An 18,466-nucleotide genomic window follows, 5' to 3' on the forward strand; every position below is an offset into this window, starting at 1 on the left:
TTGCTCGCTTTGTGCCAGGCGACCTGCCTTCGGGGCATTGGCGCTGTTCAGCGCCTTGTGTGTGCCGACAGGTCTCATCCCAATTTCGGAGTTCTTTTCCATGACCACCGCTCGCCGCTCTTTGCTCAAAGGAGGCGCCGCTCTGGGCGCCATGTTCGTTGCACCCACCTGGTTGCACGCCCAAACTTCGGCTGCCACAGCCGAACGCCGTTTTGCCCCCGAAGTGGGCACCTGGCGTACCTTTGATGTGACCACCCGTGTCGAAATCGCCGATCCCCAGGGGGCCACTCGCGTTTGGTTGCCCGTGCCAAGCGTCAACACCGACTGGCAGCATTCGCTTGACACCCGTTTCAGCAGCAACGGCAACACCCGCATGGGCAGCGACCTGGTCGAAGGCGCGCGCTTTGTGACGGCCGAGTTCGCCGCCGGTGTGCGTCCGGTGATCGAGATCACCAGCCGCGTTCAAACCCAAAACCGCGCGGCCGAGTTGACCCCTGGCCGCAGCTTCACCGCAGAGGCGGCCGATACGCTGCGCCACTACACCCGTGCCACCCAGATGTTGCCTACCGATGGCATCGTGCGCACCACCGCGCTGGCCGCCACCAAGGGGGCCAAAACCGACGAGCAAAAAGCCCGTGCGATTTACGACTGGGTGGTGAGCAATGCTTTCCGCGACCCCAAAACTCGCGGTTGTGGAGAGGGCGACATCAAGACCATGCTGGAGACCGGCAACCTGGGCGGCAAGTGTGCTGACCTGAACGCCTTGTTTGTGGGCCTGTGCCGCGCTGTGGGCCTGCCTGCGCGCGATGTGTATGGCATCCGCCTGGCCCCGTCGGCGTTTGGCTACAAAGAACTGTCTGGTAATCCGGCCAGCCTGAAGGGCGCACAGCACTGCCGCGCCGAGGTGTATTTGCAAGCCTATGGCTGGGTGGCCATGGACCCGGCCGATGTGGCCAAGGTCATGCGCCTGGAAACCGCCGAGTGGATCAAGAAGACCAACCACCCCGTGGTGGCCCCGGTGTACAAACATCTGTTTGGCGGCTGGGAAGGCAACTGGATGGCCTGGAACACATCGCACGATGTGAGCTTGCCGGGTGCCAAGGGCGGGCCTGTCAATTTCTTGATGTACCCCGTGGCCGAAACGGCAGAAGGCCGTTTGGACTCTTACACGCCCGACGCGTTCAAGTACACGATCTCGGCCACCGAAGTCAAAGGCTGACTCACAGCGTGAGTTGCAGCTGGCTTTCAAACACACGGGCTTGCCCCGTGTGGGGGTCAGTGAACTGCACCGACTGGGCCAGCAGCTGCAAGGGTTGGCTGAAGTCTTCCGGTGCATCCGGCCCACGCAACACCGTGGGGTAAAACAAGTCGCCCTCGATGGGTATGCCCAAAGCGTTCATGTGCACCCGCAGCTGGTGGCGCTTGCCGGTGATGGGTTCGAGTTGGTACAGCGCGCGCGCGCCCTCGGTTTTGAGAACACGGATGCGGGTTTCACTGTTGGCCTGTCCAGGCACTTCTTGCGTTCTGAAAAACGGCTCGCCGGGCACCAGACGGCTGGCGTAAACGGACGGTAAATCACGGCCCAGCGGCGCAGCAGCGACCGCGTGGTAAATCTTGTGGATGTCTTTGTCCCGAAACAGCGCGTGGTAGGCGTCGCGGTCTTGCAGGCGTTTGCCCAGCAGCACCAGGCCAGCGGTTTCGCGGTCAATGCGGTGCAGCGGCACCAAATCGGCGCAGCCCGTCAGGCGCTTGAGTTGCACCAGCAGGCTTTGCTGCACATACCGGCCCGAAGGCGTCACGGGCATGAAGTGCGGTTTGTCGGCCACGAGCAGGTGTTCGTCTTCGAACACGATGTGCGCTTGCACGGGCAAGACGGGTTCATCGGCCAGGTTGCGGTAGTAGTAAAGGCGCTCGCCCGGCTGGCAGGCTTGGTTTGGCAGTGCGCATTTTCCGTTGGGGTGCAGCACCAGGCCTTGTTGCAAGCGATCGGCCCACTCACTGCGGGCGATGCCGGGCATGCGCTGGGCCAAAAAATCGAGCACGCTGGGCCAGTGGCCTGCGGGCACCGACACCACACTGGCGCTCACGCCATCGCGCATGGGCAGCTGAACGATGTGCCCTGATGCGTTCATGTCAGACCCGGCGGAACACCAGATCCCACACGCCGTGGCCGAGTTTCAGGCCCCGGTTTTCAAACTTGGTCAAAGGCCGGTAGTCGGGCTTGGCGGCAAAGCCGTCGGCGGCAGTGCTGGTGTTGACCAGCAAGGGCTCGGCGCGCAGCACCCCCATCATTTGCTCGGAATAAGGCTGCCAGTCGGTGGCCAAGTGCAGGTAACCGCCGGGCTTGATGTGCTGGGCCAAGCGCTGAATGAAGGGCGACTGGATCAGGCGGCGCTTGTGGTGGCGGCTTTTGTGCCAAGGGTCCGGGAAAAAGATGTGCACGCCGTCCAGGCTGTCCGTGCCCAGCATGTGGTCCATGACCTCAATGGCGTCGTGACGCACGATGCGGATGTTGTCGATGTGCTCTTCGCCGCAGCGCTTGAGCAAAGCGCCCACACCCGGCTCGTGCACTTCGCAGCACAAAAAGTTGTCATCCGGGCGCACTTGCGCGATCTTGGCGGTGGCGTCGCCCATGCCAAAACCGATTTCCAGAATCAGTGGCGCACTGCGCCCAAAGGCGGCTTGCACATCGAGCCGCTCGGCGCTGTAGGGCACGAGAAATTGCGGTCCAAACTGCTCAAACGCCCGCACTTGGCCCGAGCCCATGCGCCCGGCGCGCAGCACATAGGTTTTGATGGTGCGCATGAAAGGGGCCTCTGCGGGCGCGGTGGCAGATGCGGTCGTGGTGTCTTCTGGCGTGGTCATGGGGCGGTCAGTGTTTCGCGTAAGCCCTGATTATCGCGGTTGGCCACGCGTCGCCCCCTGCTGTGCTTCAGCAGTGGGCAGCCCAGTCCTGACACCACAGGGCCAGGGCTTGTGCAAGGGGCGTGTCTTGAGGCACCACAGCCAGGCCCAGTGCCTGCGCTGCCTGGTTGAGCGAGGCCAGTGGCGCATTCAGATCCAGCGCTTTTGCACCGTTTTGCTTGCTCAGTTTTTCGCCATTGGGGCCCAGCACCAAGGGCGTGTGCAGGTACTGCGGGGTGGGCAGACCCAGGGCGCCTTGCAGCACGATCTGCCGTGCGGTGTTGTCGGCCAGGTCTTGGCCGCGCACCACATGGGTGATGCCTTGCGCCGCATCGTCTACCACCACGGCCAGTTGGTAGGCCCACAGGCCGTCAGCCCGGCGCAGCACGAAGTCGCCCACTTCTTCGCTCACGTTTTGCACTTGTGCGCCCAATCGGCGGTCTTGCCAATGGGTCAGGGCAGGCAAGTTCAAGGCTTGTTGCACAGCCTGTACATTGAGCCGCCAGGCCCGTGCGGTTTTGCCTTGCAGCCCCTGGCGGCAGGTGCCGGGATAGACCGCTGCATGGTGCCGAGCCACGGCCTGGCTTTGGGCGGCTTCGATCTCTTTTCGGGAGCAGCCGCAGGGGTAAGCCCAGCCTTGGGCGATCAGCGTGTCCAGCGCAGCCTGGTAAACATCACTGCGCTGGCTTTGCCAGACGGGGGCTTCGTCTGGCTGCAGGCCGCATTGGGCCAGTTGCTCCAGGATGCGCTGATCGGCGCCCGGCACACAACGGGGCGTGTCCACATCTTCGATGCGCACCAGCCAGCGGCCTGCGTGGGCGCGGGCGTCCAGCCAGCTGGCCAGCGCCGCCACCAGAGAGCCTGCATGCAAAAGGCCGGTCGGCGAGGGCGCGAACCGGCCTGTGTACCTCACACCCATCCGGGGTCAGCGTTTTTGCAGGACTGACAGCGCCAGCTCCAGACCCGAGACAAAAGCGTCTTCGGCCCGGTGGCCCAGGCACCAGTCGCCGCACAGGCCAATGCCCTGGTCTTTGAACCACAGGTGGCTTTGGCCCAGGGGTTCGGCGGTTTTGGCGTACAACCAGCGGTGCACCTCGGCATGGGCCGGGGTGGCGCGGATGCCACTGATCTCGGCAAAGGCCTTGAGCAGCTTGCCGCTGATGCGGTCGGGGGTGTCGTTGATGTGCTCGGCCGACCAGGGGGCGCTGGCCTGCACGGTCCAGCGCTCGATGCGTTCACGACCAGGCTTGGACGACTCGCGGGCCATCCACGCAATGCGGTGATGGGTGCTGCGTGCAGCGTTCCACTGGGGGCCAATCGTGATGAGCCCGGGCTGCACCGCCTGGGGGTAGGCCACCATCAGCGTCCAGCAGGGGTCAACCCGCACACCCTTCAAAGGCTCGGCCAAGGCGCTCAGTTGCGAGGCCCGCAGCAGATCGCTCGCCTGCGCTGGGGGAATCGCCAGGATGACTTTGTCAAAGCCGCCATACACATGCTGTGCGCCGTCATCGGCTTCGGTGTGCAGCTGCCAGCCGTTTTTCTGGAACGGGTCGGCACTGATGTGCGTGACGCGGGTTTGCAGCAGCACATTGTTGTCTTCCACCAGCGGCTCGGCCCAGGCTTTGACCAGGCCGTTCATGCCTGGGGTGGCCACCCAATGGCGCTCACCGCCGGGCAGGCCCGCTTCGATCACACGGCCATTGGGGTCCAGCACGCGCACGGCGTTGGCGCTCCAGGGTTTGCACAAGCCGGGCACCGTGCCCAAGGCCAGTTCAAAGCGCGGGTCACGCACCGTGAAGTACTGGGTGCCGTGGTCAAAGCTGCCAAAGGCGCTGGCGCGCGTGGCCATGCGACCGCCCAGCCCTCGGCTTTTTTCAAACAGGGTCACGTTGTGACCGGCCTGGCGCAATGTCCGTGCGCAAACCACGCCGGCCATGCCGACGCCGATGATGGCGATGTGTTGTGTGTTCATGGCTCACACTCTACACGCGATGCACGGGTTGCAGCAATGCGTTGCGTGTGCTGTCGCGTTGCAGTTGTGACAGCCACCACCGCAGCGCTTGACCGGCTGGGGTTTGTTTGCTGTCACGCCAGGCGTAGTGGCAGGTGCTGATGCGCGGCTTTTGCACGGTTTTGACCACCAGCAAACCGCTTTCGATGTAAGGCCGGGCGAGACTTTCCGGCAGAAAGCCGCCACCCAGGCCACGCAGTTGAGCTTCGAGCTTGCTTTGCATGTCGGGCACGGTGAACACGTCTTGCCCGCCCAACAAACCGATGGTCAGACCAGTCCCCCTGCTGACCGAGTCGGCCACGGCCACGGCGCGGTGTTGTTGCAGCAATTCATCGGTCAGAGGCTCGGGGGCTTGCGCCAACGCATGGTGGCTGGCCACCGCATAGACAAATGGGATGGGCCCCAGCACCGCATGGTGGATGTCAGAGCCCAGGCCGTGTTCCATCACCGCGCCCAAGGCCAGGTCGGCTTGGCCCGAGGTGAGGGCGGCCAAAGTGCCCGACAAGGTTTCGTAGCGCAGCTTCAAGCGTGTGGTGGCGCCCAATGCCAAAAAGCTGGCGCACAGGTCCATCACCACGGTGCGCGAGACCACACTGTCCACCGCCACCGTGAGCACGGCTTCCCAGCCGGTGGCCACACGGCGGACCCGGTTGGCCACCGCGTCCATGTCGCTCAGCAGGCGGGCGGCTTCGCGCAACAATTCTTGTCCAGCGGCTGTGGGCTTGGCTTGGCGCGAACTGCGGTCAAACAGCAGCACGTCCAGTGCATCTTCGAGTTGGCGCACCCGGTAGGTCAGGGCACTGGGCACCAGATCGAGCGCCCTGGCGGCAGCGGCAAAGCTGCCTTTTTGGGCGATGGTTTGCAGCATGGTCAGGGCTTCGGGGGTGAGCCAGTCGCGAGGTGTTTGCATGATGGGTGGTTGAGCATTCAATTAATTTGAATGATGCCAGCAAACGGGATCAACGGACAAGTGGGGGGTGATGGGTAAAGTTCAGACATCGCTGGTGGGCAAAACGCCCCAAGCGCTTGAACAACAAGGAGATCGCCATGCTGACCATCCGCAAATCCGCAGAACGGGGCTATGCCGACCACGGCTGGCTCAAATCCTTCCACAGCTTTTCGTTTGCCAACTATTTCGACCCGGCCCACATGGGCTGGGGCAATCTGCGCGTGATCAACGAAGACCGCATCGCGCCGGGCATGGGCTTTGGCACCCACGGCCACCGCGACATGGAAATCATCAGCTACGTGCTGTCGGGCAATCTGGCCCACCAAGACAGCATGGGCAACGTCAAGGGCATTCCGCCCGGCGATGTGCAGCGCATGAGCGCGGGCTCGGGTGTGCGCCACAGCGAGTTCAATCACGCCAAGGGCGAGCAAACCCATTTCTTGCAAATCTGGATCGAGCCCAACGTGACCGGCATCGACCCGGGCTACGAGCAAAAGACCGTTCCTGAAGTGGCCAAGCGCGGTCAACTGGCTTTGGTGGCCGCACCCGAGGCGGGTGAGCACACGGTCAAGATCCATGCCGACGCCCGCATGTACGCGGGCTTGTTCAACGGCGCAGAAGCCGCGCAGCTGGCGCTGGACGCGGCCCGCAAGGCCTATGTGTTCTTGATCCGTGGCACTTTGCAGGTCAACGGACAAACTTTGCAAGCGGGCGACGCGGCCATGCTGCAGGGCGAAGCCGCATTGGCCTTGACGGCTGGCCAGGACGCGGAAGTTCTGGTGTTTGATCTGGCGGCCTGATTCTTTTCTCTCTCTTTCTACTTGTCTTTTTTAAGGAGCTTTTCTCATGGCTAAAACGGTTGTTGTTTACCACTCTGGCTACGGCCACACCCAGCGCGTCGCCCAATTCGTGGCCCAAGGCGCCAACGCTCAAGTCATCGCCATTGATGCCGATGGCAACATCACCGAAGCCGACTGGGCCGCGCTGGACGCCGCTGACGCGATCATCTTCGGCTCGCCCACCTACATGGGCATGGCGTCTTGGCAGTTCAAGAAGTTTGCCGACGCCACCTCCAAGCGCTGGTTCACCAGCGCCTGGAAAGACAAGGTCGCCGGCGGCTTCACCATCTCGGCCAGCCCCAGCGGCGACAAGCTGTCGACCATCCAGTACTTCATCACACTGGCCATGCAAAACGGCATGATCTGGGTGGGCCAGCCCGCGATGAACGACGGCACCATCAACCGCATCGGCTCCAACTCCGGCCTGATGGCCCAGGTCGGCCCCACCAGCCCTGCGGAAGACATCCCCCAGGGCGACCTGGACACCGCCAAAGCCTACGGCGAGCGCGTGGCTGCTGTGGCTGCCAAGCTGCGCGGCTGATCAGGGCGGGCGTGGGCCAGGCCAACGATGCAGCCAGGGTGATCGAGCATCACCCTGGCTTTTTTCGTTTGTAAATGAAGTGCCGCATTGCAGATGGCCCGAGGCTTGCTAGGATGAGGGCATGAAAATCTTCTCGATGATGCCTTGGGGCGACTGGCTGGCGCTCTTGTCTTTTTTCGGTCTGTGGGCGGGTTACGCCTGGTTTGCCCGCGTGCGCGGTCAGCGTGACCAGAGCCTGATCGCCACGACCAACGCCTACCGCGTGAAATGGATGCTGCAGACCACGGCCCGTGACCCGCGCATGCTGGACGGCCTGATCACCCAGAACCTCTCGCACACGCCTTCGTTTTTCTCGTCCACCACGATCATCATCATCGGCGGTCTGTTTGCCCTGCTGGGCACCACCGACAAGGCCGCCGAGCTGGTGCGTGAAATCCCGTTTGCACAACCCACGCCCATGCTGGTGTTCGAGTTCAAGGTGCTGGTGCTGGTGGGCATCTTTGTTTATGCTTTTTTCCGGTTTTCCTGGTCGATGCGTCAGTACACCTTTGTGGCGCTGGTGATTGGCGCCATGCCGCCCCCTGAAACCTTTGACGAAGGCCTTCAAGATCGCCAGCAAGTGGCCGAGCGGGCCGGGCGCTTGGTGGGGGCTGCAGCGGAAACCTTCAACGACGGTTTGCGGGCTTATTATTTTTCCTTTGCCGCGATGGCCTGGTTTTTCTCGCCGCTGGCGCTGGTTCTGGCTACGGCTTTGGTGGTCATGATCCTTTATGGGCGTGAGTTTCACTCGGAAGTGCTGCAGGTTCTGCGCGACTGAAAACAGCCTCCAATTTGCCAATTGGAGCCCCTTGGCCTCCTACAATGGGGGCTATGTTTGCCCACCTGCGCCTCCACACTGAATTCTCGGTCGTTGACTCCACTTGCCGCATTGACGATGTGGTCAAAATGGCCGCCAAGGACGGGCAGCCCGCCCTGGCCATCACCGATCTGAACAACCTGTTTGGCGGGGTCAAGTTCTACAAGGAAGGCCGCGGCAAGGGCGTCAAGCCGATCCTGGGTGCGGAAATCAACCTCGAAGGCCTGGGCGGTGATGCGGGCGCTTTGTCCCGTGTGATCTTGCTGGTGCAAAGCCACCAGGGCTACCTGAACATTTGCGAGCTGCTGGCGCGGGCCTGGACGCAAAACGTCCTCAAAGGCGTCGCGGTCGTCAAGCTCGATTGGCTCAAGGAATTGTCCGAAGGCCTGATCCTGTTGTCGGGCGCACAGGCCGGGCCGGTGGGGCAGGCCATCGTGCAGGGGGACACCGACAAGGCCGCTGATGTGGCACTGCAACTGGGCTCGATGTTTCCGCACCGCTTTTACCTGGAGCTGCAACGCGCAGGCCGCCCTGAAGACGAAACCCAGGTGGCCGGTGCCGTGGCGCTGGCGGCGCGTTTGCATTTGCCGGTGGTGGCCACGCACCCGGTGCAGTTTCATGCGGCAGAAGACTACGAAGCGCACGAGGCACGCGTGTGCATTTCCGAAGGCGAGATCCTGGCCAATCCGCGCCGCGTGCGCAAGTTCACGCGCGAGCAGTATTTCAAGTCGGCCGAGGAAATGTGCGCCTTGTTCGCCGATGTTCCCAGCGCCATTGCCAACACGCTCGAAATTGCCAAGCGCTGCAACCTGAGCTTGGTGCTGGGCAAGCCGCAGCTGCCCAACTTCCCGATCCCGCCGGTCAATGGCGTGGTCATGTCGGTGGACGATTATTTCCGCCATGTCTCGTTTGAAGGCCTGGAGGCGCGCCTGGCCCACCTGTATCCCGATGAGGCCAAGCGCAACGCCGAGCGTCCGCGTTATGTGGAGCGCCTGGAGTTTGAGCTGGGCACCATCTTGAAGATGGGCTTTCCGGGTTACTTCCTGATCGTGGGTGACTTCATCCAGTGGGCCAAGGCCAACGGCTGCCCGGTGGGCCCGGGCCGGGGTTCGGGTGCGGGCTCGCTGGTGGCTTATGCGCTCAAGATCACCGACCTCGACCCGCTGCAATACAGCTTGCTGTTCGAGCGTTTTTTGAACCCCGAGCGGGTCTCGATGCCCGACTTCGACATCGACTTTTGCCAAGGCAACCGTGACCGCGTCATCGATTACGTCAAGGAAAAGTACGGGCGCGACGCGGTCAGCCAGATCGCCACCTTTGGCACCATGGCCGCGCGTGCGGCCATCCGCGATGTGGGCCGTGTGCTGGACATGAGCTACACCTTTTGTGACGGCATCAGCAAGCTCATCCCCAACAAGCCGGGCATGTCGGTCACCCTGCAATACCCGCCGGCCACGCCCAAAGAGGGCGACAAAAACAACTACGCGATCGCCATGGAGCCGATCCTGGCCGAGCGCATCGAGCGCGAAGAGGATGTGAAGACCCTGATCGAGCTGGCGCAAAAGCTCGAAGGCATGACCCGCAACATCGGCATGCACGCCGGGGGCGTGTTGATCGCGCCGGGCAAGCTGACCGATTTTTGCCCGCTGTACCAACAGCCCGGCAGCGAGTCGGCCGTGAGCCAATACGACAAGGACGACGTGGAGGCCGCAGGCTTGGTGAAGTTCGACTTCTTGGGCTTGGCCACGCTGACGATTTTGGAGATCGCCCGCGAGTTCATCATGAAGCGGCACAAGGGCCAGGAGAACTTCGCGTTCGAGAACATCCCGATCGACGATGCGGCGACCTACAAATTGTTCTCGGATGGCAAGACCGAAGCCGTGTTCCAGTTTGAAAGCCGCGGCATGCAGGGCATGCTGCGCGATGCGCGTCCCAGCCGCCTGGAAGACCTGATCGCGCTGAACGCCTTGTACCGCCCGGGCCCCATGGACCTGATCCCCAGTTTTGTGGCGCGCAAGCATGGTCGCGAGGTGGTGGAGTACCCGCACCCGGCCGTGGCCGACATGCTGAGCGAGACCTACGGCATCATGGTGTACCAAGAGCAGGTGATGCAGACCGCGCAGATTTTGGGCGGTTACTCGCTCGGTGGCGCCGACTTGCTGCGCCGCGCCATGGGCAAGAAAAAGGCCGAAGAGATGGCCGAGCACCGCGAGAAGTTCCGCGCGGGGGCATTGGCCACCCACAACATCCCGCAGGACAAGGCCGACGAAGTCTTTGACCTGATGGAAAAGTTCGCGGGCTACGGCTTCAACAAGTCGCACGCTGCGGCGTATTCTTTGTTGGCGTACCACACGGGCTGGCTCAAGGTGCACTACACCGCCGAGTTCTTCTGCGCCAACATGACGGTGGAAATGGACGACACCGACAAGCTCAAGGTGCTCTACGAAGACGCCTTGAAGTTCGGCATCACCTTCGACCCTCCCGATGTGAACCGGGGCCACTACCGCTTTGAGCCGGTGACCGACAAGGTGATCCGCTACGGCCTGGGTGCCATCAAGGGCACCGGCCAGCAGGCGATCGAGGCCATCGTGGCGGCTCGCAACGAAGGTGGCCCTTTCACTAGCCTGTTTGACTTTGCCGTGCGCGTGGACCGCACCCGCATCAACAAACGCACGGTGGACGCGCTCATCAAGGCAGGCGCTTTCGACTCGCTGCACATGAACCGTGCCGCCTTGTCGGCCAGCATCGACCGGGCCTTCGAGTTTTCGAACGCCACCACGGCCAACGCCAACCAAGGCGGTTTGTTCGACATGCTGGGCGACGATTCGCACGGCTCCAGCACGCAAGAGCCTGACCTGGTGGATGTGTTGCCCTGGGGCATCAAGGAGCGCTTGCTGCTGGAAAAAACCGCCGTGGGCTTTTACCTCTCAGGCCACCTGTTCGACGCGGTGGAGCGGGAAGTGCGTCAGTTCGTGCGCCGCAAGATCGACGACCTGATCGACAGCCGCGAGCCACAGCTGATGGCCGGAATCGTGAGCGATCTGCGCATCATCAACGGCCAGCGCGGCAAAGTGGCCATCTTCAAGCTCGATGACAAGTCGGGCGTGATGGAGGCCACCGCTGACGAAAGCCTGATCAACTCGGCCAAGCACCTGCTGAAAGACGATGAGCTCATCATCGTCACTGCCAAGATGCAAGCCGACCGGTTTTCGGGCGGCTTTCGCCTCAAGATGGAACAGATCATGGATCTGGGGCAGGCCCGATGCCGATACGGCAAATACCTGCGTGTGGCCGTGAATGGCCGCGCGCCGGACATTGCCCGTCTGGTCAAAGAGTTCCCGGCACAGCGCGAGCAAACCGAGCAGGGCGAGCTGGTGCGCGGTTTGCCGGTGCGCTTGCAATTGGAGCGCCGCAATGAAGCGCTGGGTGCCCGGGCGGAGTTGGCGCTGGGCGAGCAGGCCAAGTTCTTCCCGTCCGATGCGGCTTTGGCCAGCTGGATGGCGCAGGCCGATCAGGGGCAGGCCCATATCGTGTACGAGGACAACAACCCCATCCTGACTTTGCGGACGGTGTCGCCATAAGGCGTGGGGGACCAAGGCCGGGCTGGGGTTCAGACCACCGGCCTGCAAAAGTCCGGCCGCAAGGGCGGGCAGTTGTTCCGCTCAGTCCTGCGGCCTGAAGCCCAACACAATGACCGAGGGCACGCGGCCATCGGTGTCCTTGGGGAAAACTTCGGTTTTGTCGATCGCGCGCAACACAGCATCGTCCCAGGCGCGGTTACCGCTCGTTTGAACAATGCGGCGGCTCAAAATGGTGCCATCCGGGCTGACCTTGACTTCCACCTCGGCACGCGGGTTGCCTGCCACATCGCCCGGGTAGCTGATGTTGGGCTTGATGCGGCCGACCAGGCGACCGGCATAACTGGAAGATGGGCCCGATGATTTGAGCGCGCTGCCGGTGGCATTCTCACCACCTGAGGCACCGGCCAGACCTTGCATGCGCTTGAGGTTTTCGTTGCGCATGGCGTCCATGCGGGCAGCATCGGCTTTGGCATCGGCCGCCTTTTTGGCATCGTCTTGCTTGCGTTTCTTGGCATCCGCCTCGGCTTTCTCGGCGGCCTTTTTCTTTTCAAGCGCTTTGTCTTCCTGTGCTTTTTTCTCTTTGTCGGCCTTGTCCTTGGCCAATTTCTCTTTCTCGGCCTTTTCTTTGGCGGCTTTTTCTTCTTTCTCACGCTCTTTGCGCTTGAGCTCGGCTTTTTCTTTTTCCAGCTTCTCGGCTTCTTTTTTCTTCTCCAGCTGCTTTTTCTTTTCGAGCGCTATCTGCGCATCGCGGCGCTCGATCTCCGGATCGGGCGCGGGCGGCGGCGTGGGTTTGGCCTTCGGTTCAGGCTTGGGTTCAGGTTTAGGGGGCTCGGGTTCGGGTTGCGGTGCAGGTGGCGGCTCTTGCAAGCGCGGCGCTGCCGCTTGCGGCGTGGCCGACCACAGCTCGGCTTCAGCTTGTACGACTTGGGGTTGGGTGCGCCACTGGGTGGCCAAGGCCAGGGCCAGGAAGAGGGCTGCATGCGCTGCGATCGCGATCACCAGCGAACGCTGACGCCCCTCCGGTACGGGCGGTGCAAACTCCAGGTGCGGTGCGGGGCGTTGGCTCACAGCCGAATTCCTCATTCAGACCTCAAGGGGCCAACTGCACAGACAAGCCCACGCGTGCAACGCCAGCGCGTTGCAGGCTGTCCATGACCTTGACCACGGTTTCGTATTTCACCGTGCGGTCGGCACTGATGACGACAGCGGTGTTGCCGTCTTGACCGATCAGGTTTTTGACGCTGGCTGCCACGCTGCTCAGGGTGGCGCTGTCGGTTTTGCCCTCGCTGACCAGCTCGAGCCGTTCGTCTTTCTGAATCACGACCTGGATGACCTTGTCGGGTTGTTTGGCGGCTTTGCCCACGCTGGGCAGGTCCACCATGCTGGGCGTGATCATGGGGGCGGTCACCATGAAGATGATCAGCAAGACCAGCATCACGTCGATGAAGGGCACCATGTTGATTTCAGCGATGGTGCGGCGTCCGCGACCCCGGGATGAAACGGCGGGCATGCGGTGCTCCTTTCAGTGGCCAGACGCCGAGCTGCTGGTACCGGCTGAGCCCAGGCTGCGCTGCAGGATGTTGGAGAACTCTTCGATGAAGGTTTCCATCTTGATGGCGATGCGGTCCACATCGTGCGAGAAGCGGTTGTAGGCCAGCACAGCCGGAATCGCAGCGAACAGGCCGATGGCGGTGGCGACCAAGGCTTCGGCAATGCCGGGCGCCACGGTGGCCAAGGTCACTTGTTGCAAGCTGGCCAAGCCGGTGAAGGCGTGCATGATGCCCCACACCGTGCCGAACAAGCCGACATAGGGCGAGATCGAACCGACCGAGGCCAGGAAAGCCAGCTGGGCTTCGGCCACATCCATCTCACGCTGGAAGCTCGCCCGCATGGCGCGGCGTGCACCGTCGAGCAAGGTGCCTGCATCGCTGATGCGGCGCTCGCGCAGTTTTTGGTATTCGCGCATGCCGCTGGCAAAAATGCGTTCCATGGGGCCGGCCATCTTGGCGTTTTGTGTGGCGGCGTTGAACAGTTCATTGAGGCTGGTGCCCGACCAGAACACCCGCTCGAATTCTTCGTTGAGGTTCTTGATGCGCTTGAGCGCGGACAGTTTGCGCGCGATGGCCGCCCAGCTGGTGACCGAGATGGTCAGCAAGATGGCAACCACCAGTTGCACCACGAAGCTGGCGTGCAGCAACAAGGAAACGATGGACATGTCTTGGTTCATTTCAGGGCTTCCAGAACGGGGGCCGGAATGCGGCCCGGTTTCAAAGTTTTACTGTCCACCCAGCCCAGGCGGATGGTGCCTTCGGCCAGGAGTCGGTCGTTAGTTGGAGTTTTGCCCGGCGTACGCAGATACGCACGCTGGGCAATGGTGAGGCTGACGCGACCGGCCTCTTGCAGCTCGGCGGTGACCACCAGGGTGTCGTCCAGCCGGGCGGGTGAATGGTATTTGACGGCGGTTTCACTCACCACGAACATGCCGCCCGATTCGTCGCGCAGCACCTGTTGACCAAAGCCCAATGCGCGCAGCCATTCGGTGCGTGCCCGTTCAAAAAACTTCAGGTAATTGGCATAGAACACGATGCCGCCGGCATCGGTGTCTTCCCAATAGATGCGGATCGGGAACTGAAAGGGTGTCATGTCGCTCATGGTTTCAACCAGGCTTTCAGGCGTGCAATGGCTGTTTGCAATTCGGCCATCGAATTGGCGGTGGAAAAGCGCACAAAGCGTGCCGTCTGGTCGGTGCCAAAGTCGCGCCCGGGCGTGATGGCCACATGGGCATGCTCGAGCGCGGCAAAGGCGAATTCCCAGCTGTCCTTCAAGCCCAGCTTCTGGCAGGCGGCGTAGCAGTCGGCCCAGGCATAAAAAGCACCATCGGCTGCCACAGGCACCGTCAGCCCCAGCTCGTTCAGCGCCGGAATGAAGTAGTCACGGCGTGCCTTGAACTCGGCGCGGCGGCGTTCGTATTCGGCCAGGCTCTCGGGCTCAAAGCAGGCCAGGGCTGCTTGCTGCGCCACGGTGCTGGCACAGATGAACAGGTTCTGCGCCAGGCGCTCCAGCACGGGCGTGAGCTGCTCGGGCACCACCAGCCAGCCCAGGCGCCAGCCGGTCATGTTGAAGTATTTGCTGAAGCTGTTGATGCTGATGACGTCGTCGCCCAGGGCCAGGGCGCTTTGGCCGAACTGGTCGTCGTGGCTCAGGCCCAGATAAATCTCGTCGATCAGGGTGATGCCGCCGTGGCTGCGCACCACGTCGATGATTCGGGCCAGCTCAGCCGGGTCAATGGACGTCCCCGTGGGATTGGAGGGCGACGCCAGCAAAACACCACGGGTTTTGGGGCCCCATGCAGCGGCCACTTTGGCGGCGCTCAACTGAAAGCGCTCTTCGGCCGTGGTGGGCAGCAAGACCGCCGTGCCCTCAGCCGCGCTCACGAAGTGGCGGTTGCAGGGGTAGCTCGGGTCGGGCATGAGGATTTCATCGCCCCGGTCGATCAGTGCCAGGCAGGCCAATTGCAAAGCCGCCGATGCGCCTGCGGTGACCACGATGCGGCTGGCGGGCACCTGCACGCCAAAGCGCTGCGCGTACCAGCCGCTGATGGCTTGCCGCAGGGCGTCCAGGCCCAGTGCGGGGGTGTATTGGGTGTGGCCGGATTGGATAACCGCCTGTGCGGCTTGTTGCACCCGGGGCGGGGCGGTGAAATCGGGCTCGCCGATGTTCAGGAACACCACAGGCCGGTCGGTGTGTGCGACCTCGCGGGCTTTTTGCGAAGCGGCCTTGGCCACCTCCATCACCCAAAAGGGCTCGATCCGCTCGGCTCGCTCAGAGATGCGCATGGGGTCTGGGGTCTTGGGGTTTGCTTCTGGGATGTGGGGTTTATTTGGCGCGGCCGGATTGGCGGTCGGCCTGCACCTCGGCGCTGCGCAGCTCGGGCGCCAGGCCGTTCAGCACGGCGTTCACATATTTGTGGCCGTCGGTGCCGCCAAAGTCCTTGGCCAGTTCGATGCATTCGTTGAGCACTACGCGCCAAGGCACGTCGAGGCAGTGCTGCATTTCGTAGACGCCGATCCACATGATGGCCCGCTCGACGGGGGAGATTTCGGCAAAGCTGCGGTCCAGCTTGGGCGCGATCAAGGCGTCCAGTGCCTGGGCCTGTTCGACACAGCCGTACAGCAGGGCGTCGTAATGGGCCGAATCGGCTTTGTGAAAACCCGACAAGTCGCGTGTGAAGACATCGATGTCAGCCGCTTCGTTGCGGCCCACCAGATGTTGGTAAAGCGCTTGCAGCGCGAATTCACGCGAGCGGCTGCGGGCGGGCTTGGCGGAGGATTTGCGCGTACCAGCAGCAGGCTTTTGGCCTGCGTCGGTGTTGCCCGGTGTGGGGGTGGCTTCGGTCATCAGGTGTTCTCTTCGTCGTCCAACTCGTCGGCCAGCTCGGCCATGTCGGCCGACAGGTCGTCCATGATGCAGGCCATCTCGACCGCCACGCGGGCCGCATCGCGGCCTTTTTCGGTCTGGCGCACGATGGCTTGTTCCAGGTTTTCGGTGGTCAAAATCGCGTTGGCAATGGGCAGGTTGTAGTCGAGCGACACGCGGCTCACGCCGGCACCGGATTCGTTGGCCACCAGCTCAAAGTGGTAGGTCTCGCCACGGATGATGCAACCCAAAGCGATGAGCGCATCGTATTCGGCGCGCTCGGCCATGGCTTGCAGGGCCACTGGCACTTCCAGGGCGCCGGGCACCATGACGTGGTCAATGCTGGTCACGCCCAGGGTTTCGAGTTCTTCGATGCAGGCTTTGGCCAAGGCGTTGGTGATGTCTTCGTTGAAACGGGCTTGCACGATGCCGATGTGCAGGAATTGCCCGTCCAGTTCTTGTTCTGTGCCTTTGTTCGCTTCGAGCATGTTCATTCCTTGGGGATGTAGCCGGTGATTTCGAGGCCGTAGCCGGTCATGCTGGGCATGCGGCGGGGTTGGCCCATGAGTTTCATTTTGTGCACGCCGCACTCGCGCAAGATTTGCGCGCCCACGCCATAAGTACGCAGGTCCATCTTGCCGCGCTCGGGCGCTTGTGCCGAGCGGGCGCGGCCTTCAAATTGGGCCAACAATTGGTCTGCCGATTCGCCGCAGTTGAGCAGCACGGCCACGCCGCAGCCCTGGGCGTTCAGGTATTGCAAGCTGGTGTCCAGGCTCCAGGAGTGCATGGAGCGGTTGACTTCAAGGGCGTCCAGCACCGACAGCGGCTCGTGCACACGCACGGGCACTTCGGCGTCTGCGGACCATTGGCCTTTGACCAGCGCCAGGTGCACGGTCTGGCTGGGTTGGTCGCGAAACGCGTGGGCGGTGAATTCGCCGTGGGCAGTTTGCAGCGTGCGGCTGCCGATGCGCTCGACCAGCGATTCGTTGCGGCTGCGGTATTGGATCAGGTCGGCGATGGTGCCGATTTTGAGGCCGTGCTCGGCAGCGAAAATTTGCAGATCAGGCAGACGGGCCATGGTGCCGTCGTCTTTCATGATCTCGCAGATCACGGACGATGCGCTGCAACCGGCCATGGCGGCCAAGTCGCAACCGGCTTCTGTGTGCCCTGCGCGCATGAGCACGCCGCCATCCACCGCTTGCAGCGGGAAGATGTGGCCGGGCTGCACCAGGTCGGTGGGCTGGGTGTTGCGCGCCACAGCCACTTGCACGGTCTTGGCGCGGTCGGCGGCGGATATGCCGGTGGTCACGCCTTCGGCCGCCTCGATGGAGACGGTGAAGGCTGTGCTGTAGACGGTGCCGTTGCGCGCCGCCATGGGCGGGAGCTTCAAAAATTCGCAGCGCTCACGGGTGAGGGTCAGGCAAATCAGGCCCCGACCAAAGCGGGCCATGAAGTTGATGGCTTCGGGCGTGACGTGGTCAGACGCGAGCACCAGATCGCCTTCGTTTTCGCGGTCTTCTTCATCGACCAGGATCACGATGCGACCGGCTTTCATCTCGGCCACGATCTCTTCGACGGGCGAGATCGCCACGGGGGTCAGTGTCGCGGGGGCGTTCATGTGGTGTCTTTCTGGATCAGGCCAGCGCTGAGCATGCGCTCAACATATCTGGCCACGGTGTCGATTTCGAGGTTGACCCGGCTGCCTGCTTTGAGGCTACCGAGGGCGGTGTTTTCAACGGTGTGCGGGATCAGGTTGATGCTGATTTCACAGCCTTGCGCCAAATCGGCCACTTTGTTCACCGTCAGGCTCACGCCATTGACCGTGATGGAGCCTTTGTAGGCGAGGTATTTGGCCAGCGCATGAGGCGCCAGGATGCGCAGCTCCCAGCTTTCGCCAATTTGCTCGAAATGGCTGATTTGGCCTACACCGTCGACGTGACCGGACACGATGTGTCCGCCCAGACGGTCGTGGGCGCGCAGCGCTTTTTCCAGGTTGACGGTGCCTTCTTGGTCGAGACCGCTGGTCTTGTCCAGCGATTCGGCCGAGATGTCGATCGTGAATTGACGGCTCTCGGAGTGGAAGGTGGTGACGGTCATGCAAGCGCCGTTGAGGGCGATGCTGTCGCCCAAGCCCACATCGTCGAGGTACCCGGCGGGGGCCTCGATGGTGAGGCGCTTGCCATGGTGTAAAGAGCGACCCAGGTCGTGAATGGCGACGATTCGCCCCACGCCGGTGATGATTCCGGTAAACATAGCGGTGTATTTTCGCAGGTAATGAAGGTGAAACGGATGGCAGCGACAAAAAAGCGCACGGAAGCTGGAGGTGTACTGACTATGCCAGATCAGGGTTAACCAAGGCTTGAGCCTGC

19 protein-coding genes are annotated in these 18,466 nt (G+C 62.5%); 5 read left to right on the forward strand and 14 right to left on the reverse strand.

The annotated features are described in order from the left end of the window. The first annotated feature begins 100 nt into the window (after window positions 1–100). A complete protein-coding gene (locus Q1W40_RS14320; RefSeq protein WP_300713214.1) occupies window positions 101–1,219 on the forward strand; it encodes a transglutaminase domain-containing protein in 1,119 nt (372 codons plus the stop codon). Between the two features lies 1 nt (window position 1,220). Here Q1W40_RS14320 and Q1W40_RS14325 read toward each other — a convergent pair whose 3' ends face one another. The 5 genes from Q1W40_RS14325 to Q1W40_RS14345 form a co-directional block, all read right to left on the reverse strand. Continuing rightward, window positions 1,221–2,132 carry a pseudouridine synthase gene (locus Q1W40_RS14325; RefSeq protein WP_300713216.1) on the reverse strand — a complete coding sequence of 304 codons (912 nt, stop codon included), beginning with the start codon at window positions 2,130–2,132 and terminating at the stop codon, window positions 1,221–1,223. A gap of 1 nt (window position 2,133) precedes the next feature. Further along, the gene (trmB, locus tag Q1W40_RS14330) at window positions 2,134–2,865 is read right to left on the reverse strand and encodes a tRNA (guanosine(46)-N7)-methyltransferase TrmB (RefSeq protein ID WP_300713217.1); all 732 of its coding nucleotides are present in this window, start codon (window positions 2,863–2,865) and stop codon (window positions 2,134–2,136) included. Between the two features lie 67 nt (window positions 2,866–2,932). Next, entirely contained in the window at window positions 2,933–3,823 is an 891-nt protein-coding gene (gluQRS, locus tag Q1W40_RS14335; RefSeq protein WP_300713219.1) for a tRNA glutamyl-Q(34) synthetase GluQRS, read from the reverse strand. Window positions 3,824–3,829: 6 nt separating this feature from the next. Then, the gene (locus Q1W40_RS14340) at window positions 3,830–4,876 is read right to left on the reverse strand and encodes an FAD-dependent oxidoreductase (RefSeq protein ID WP_300713220.1); all 1,047 of its coding nucleotides are present in this window, start codon (window positions 4,874–4,876) and stop codon (window positions 3,830–3,832) included. 10 nt (window positions 4,877–4,886) lie between these two features. Beyond that, window positions 4,887–5,825, reverse strand: a complete 939-nt coding sequence (locus Q1W40_RS14345) for a LysR substrate-binding domain-containing protein (RefSeq protein ID WP_300713221.1) — start codon at window positions 5,823–5,825, stop codon at window positions 4,887–4,889. 137 nt (window positions 5,826–5,962) lie between these two features. Between Q1W40_RS14345 and Q1W40_RS14350 the strand changes: the two genes are divergently transcribed. The 4 genes from Q1W40_RS14350 to dnaE all read left to right on the forward strand — a co-directional run bounded on the left by Q1W40_RS14350 (window position 5,963) and on the right by dnaE (window position 11,681). Then, window positions 5,963–6,664: a pirin family protein gene (locus Q1W40_RS14350; protein WP_300713222.1), complete on the forward strand. Its 702-nt coding sequence runs from the start codon at window positions 5,963–5,965 to the stop codon at window positions 6,662–6,664. 46 nt (window positions 6,665–6,710) lie between these two features. Next, complete coding sequence (locus Q1W40_RS14355) at window positions 6,711–7,244, forward strand: flavodoxin family protein (RefSeq protein ID WP_300713224.1); 534 nt, start codon at window positions 6,711–6,713, stop codon at window positions 7,242–7,244. A 121-nt stretch (window positions 7,245–7,365) separates the two neighbouring features. Further along, on the forward strand, window positions 7,366–8,061 hold the full coding sequence (locus Q1W40_RS14360) for a DUF599 domain-containing protein (protein ID WP_300713225.1): 696 nt from the start codon (window positions 7,366–7,368) through the stop codon (window positions 8,059–8,061). 53 nt (window positions 8,062–8,114) lie between these two features. Then, window positions 8,115–11,681, forward strand: coding sequence for a DNA polymerase III subunit alpha (dnaE, locus tag Q1W40_RS14365; protein WP_300713227.1), 3,567 nt, complete (start codon window positions 8,115–8,117; stop codon window positions 11,679–11,681). Between the two features lie 81 nt (window positions 11,682–11,762). Here dnaE and tolA read toward each other — a convergent pair whose 3' ends face one another. From tolA to Q1W40_RS14410, 9 genes are read right to left on the reverse strand one after another with little or no spacing between them, the layout of a single operon-like run. Continuing rightward, on the reverse strand, window positions 11,763–12,749 hold the full coding sequence (gene tolA / locus Q1W40_RS14370; protein WP_300713228.1) for a cell envelope integrity protein TolA: 987 nt from the start codon (window positions 12,747–12,749) through the stop codon (window positions 11,763–11,765). Window positions 12,750–12,771: 22 nt separating this feature from the next. Beyond that, window positions 12,772–13,191 (reverse strand): ExbD/TolR family protein, encoded by a 420-nt coding sequence (locus Q1W40_RS14375; RefSeq protein WP_300713230.1) that lies wholly within the window; start codon window positions 13,189–13,191, stop codon window positions 12,772–12,774. A gap of 12 nt (window positions 13,192–13,203) precedes the next feature. Then, on the reverse strand, window positions 13,204–13,908 hold the full coding sequence (tolQ, locus tag Q1W40_RS14380) for a protein TolQ (RefSeq protein ID WP_300713231.1): 705 nt from the start codon (window positions 13,906–13,908) through the stop codon (window positions 13,204–13,206). Continuing rightward, window positions 13,905–14,324 carry a YbgC/FadM family acyl-CoA thioesterase gene (locus tag Q1W40_RS14385; RefSeq protein WP_300713309.1) on the reverse strand — a complete coding sequence of 140 codons (420 nt, stop codon included), beginning with the start codon at window positions 14,322–14,324 and terminating at the stop codon, window positions 13,905–13,907. Before Q1W40_RS14385 ends, tolQ begins: the two co-directional genes overlap by 4 nt. 5 nt (window positions 14,325–14,329) lie before the next feature. Beyond that, window positions 14,330–15,517: a pyridoxal phosphate-dependent aminotransferase gene (locus tag Q1W40_RS14390; protein ID WP_300713233.1), complete on the reverse strand. Its 1,188-nt coding sequence runs from the start codon at window positions 15,515–15,517 to the stop codon at window positions 14,330–14,332. A gap of 40 nt (window positions 15,518–15,557) precedes the next feature. Continuing rightward, on the reverse strand, window positions 15,558–16,079 hold the full coding sequence (nusB, locus tag Q1W40_RS14395; protein WP_300713235.1) for a transcription antitermination factor NusB: 522 nt from the start codon (window positions 16,077–16,079) through the stop codon (window positions 15,558–15,560). After that, window positions 16,079–16,585: a 6,7-dimethyl-8-ribityllumazine synthase gene (gene ribH / locus Q1W40_RS14400; RefSeq protein ID WP_300713237.1), complete on the reverse strand. Its 507-nt coding sequence runs from the start codon at window positions 16,583–16,585 to the stop codon at window positions 16,079–16,081. Before ribH ends, nusB begins: the two co-directional genes overlap by 1 nt. 2 nt (window positions 16,586–16,587) lie before the next feature. Further along, entirely contained in the window at window positions 16,588–17,715 is a 1,128-nt protein-coding gene (gene ribBA, locus Q1W40_RS14405; protein WP_300713239.1) for a bifunctional 3,4-dihydroxy-2-butanone-4-phosphate synthase/GTP cyclohydrolase II, read from the reverse strand. Beyond that, on the reverse strand, window positions 17,712–18,350 hold the full coding sequence (locus Q1W40_RS14410) for a riboflavin synthase (RefSeq protein ID WP_300713241.1): 639 nt from the start codon (window positions 18,348–18,350) through the stop codon (window positions 17,712–17,714). Before Q1W40_RS14410 ends, ribBA begins: the two co-directional genes overlap by 4 nt. Window positions 18,351–18,466: the final 116 nt, after the last annotated feature.

The organism is Limnohabitans sp. (assembly GCF_030158565.1).
GTDB lineage: Bacteria > Pseudomonadota > Gammaproteobacteria > Burkholderiales > Burkholderiaceae_C > Limnohabitans_A.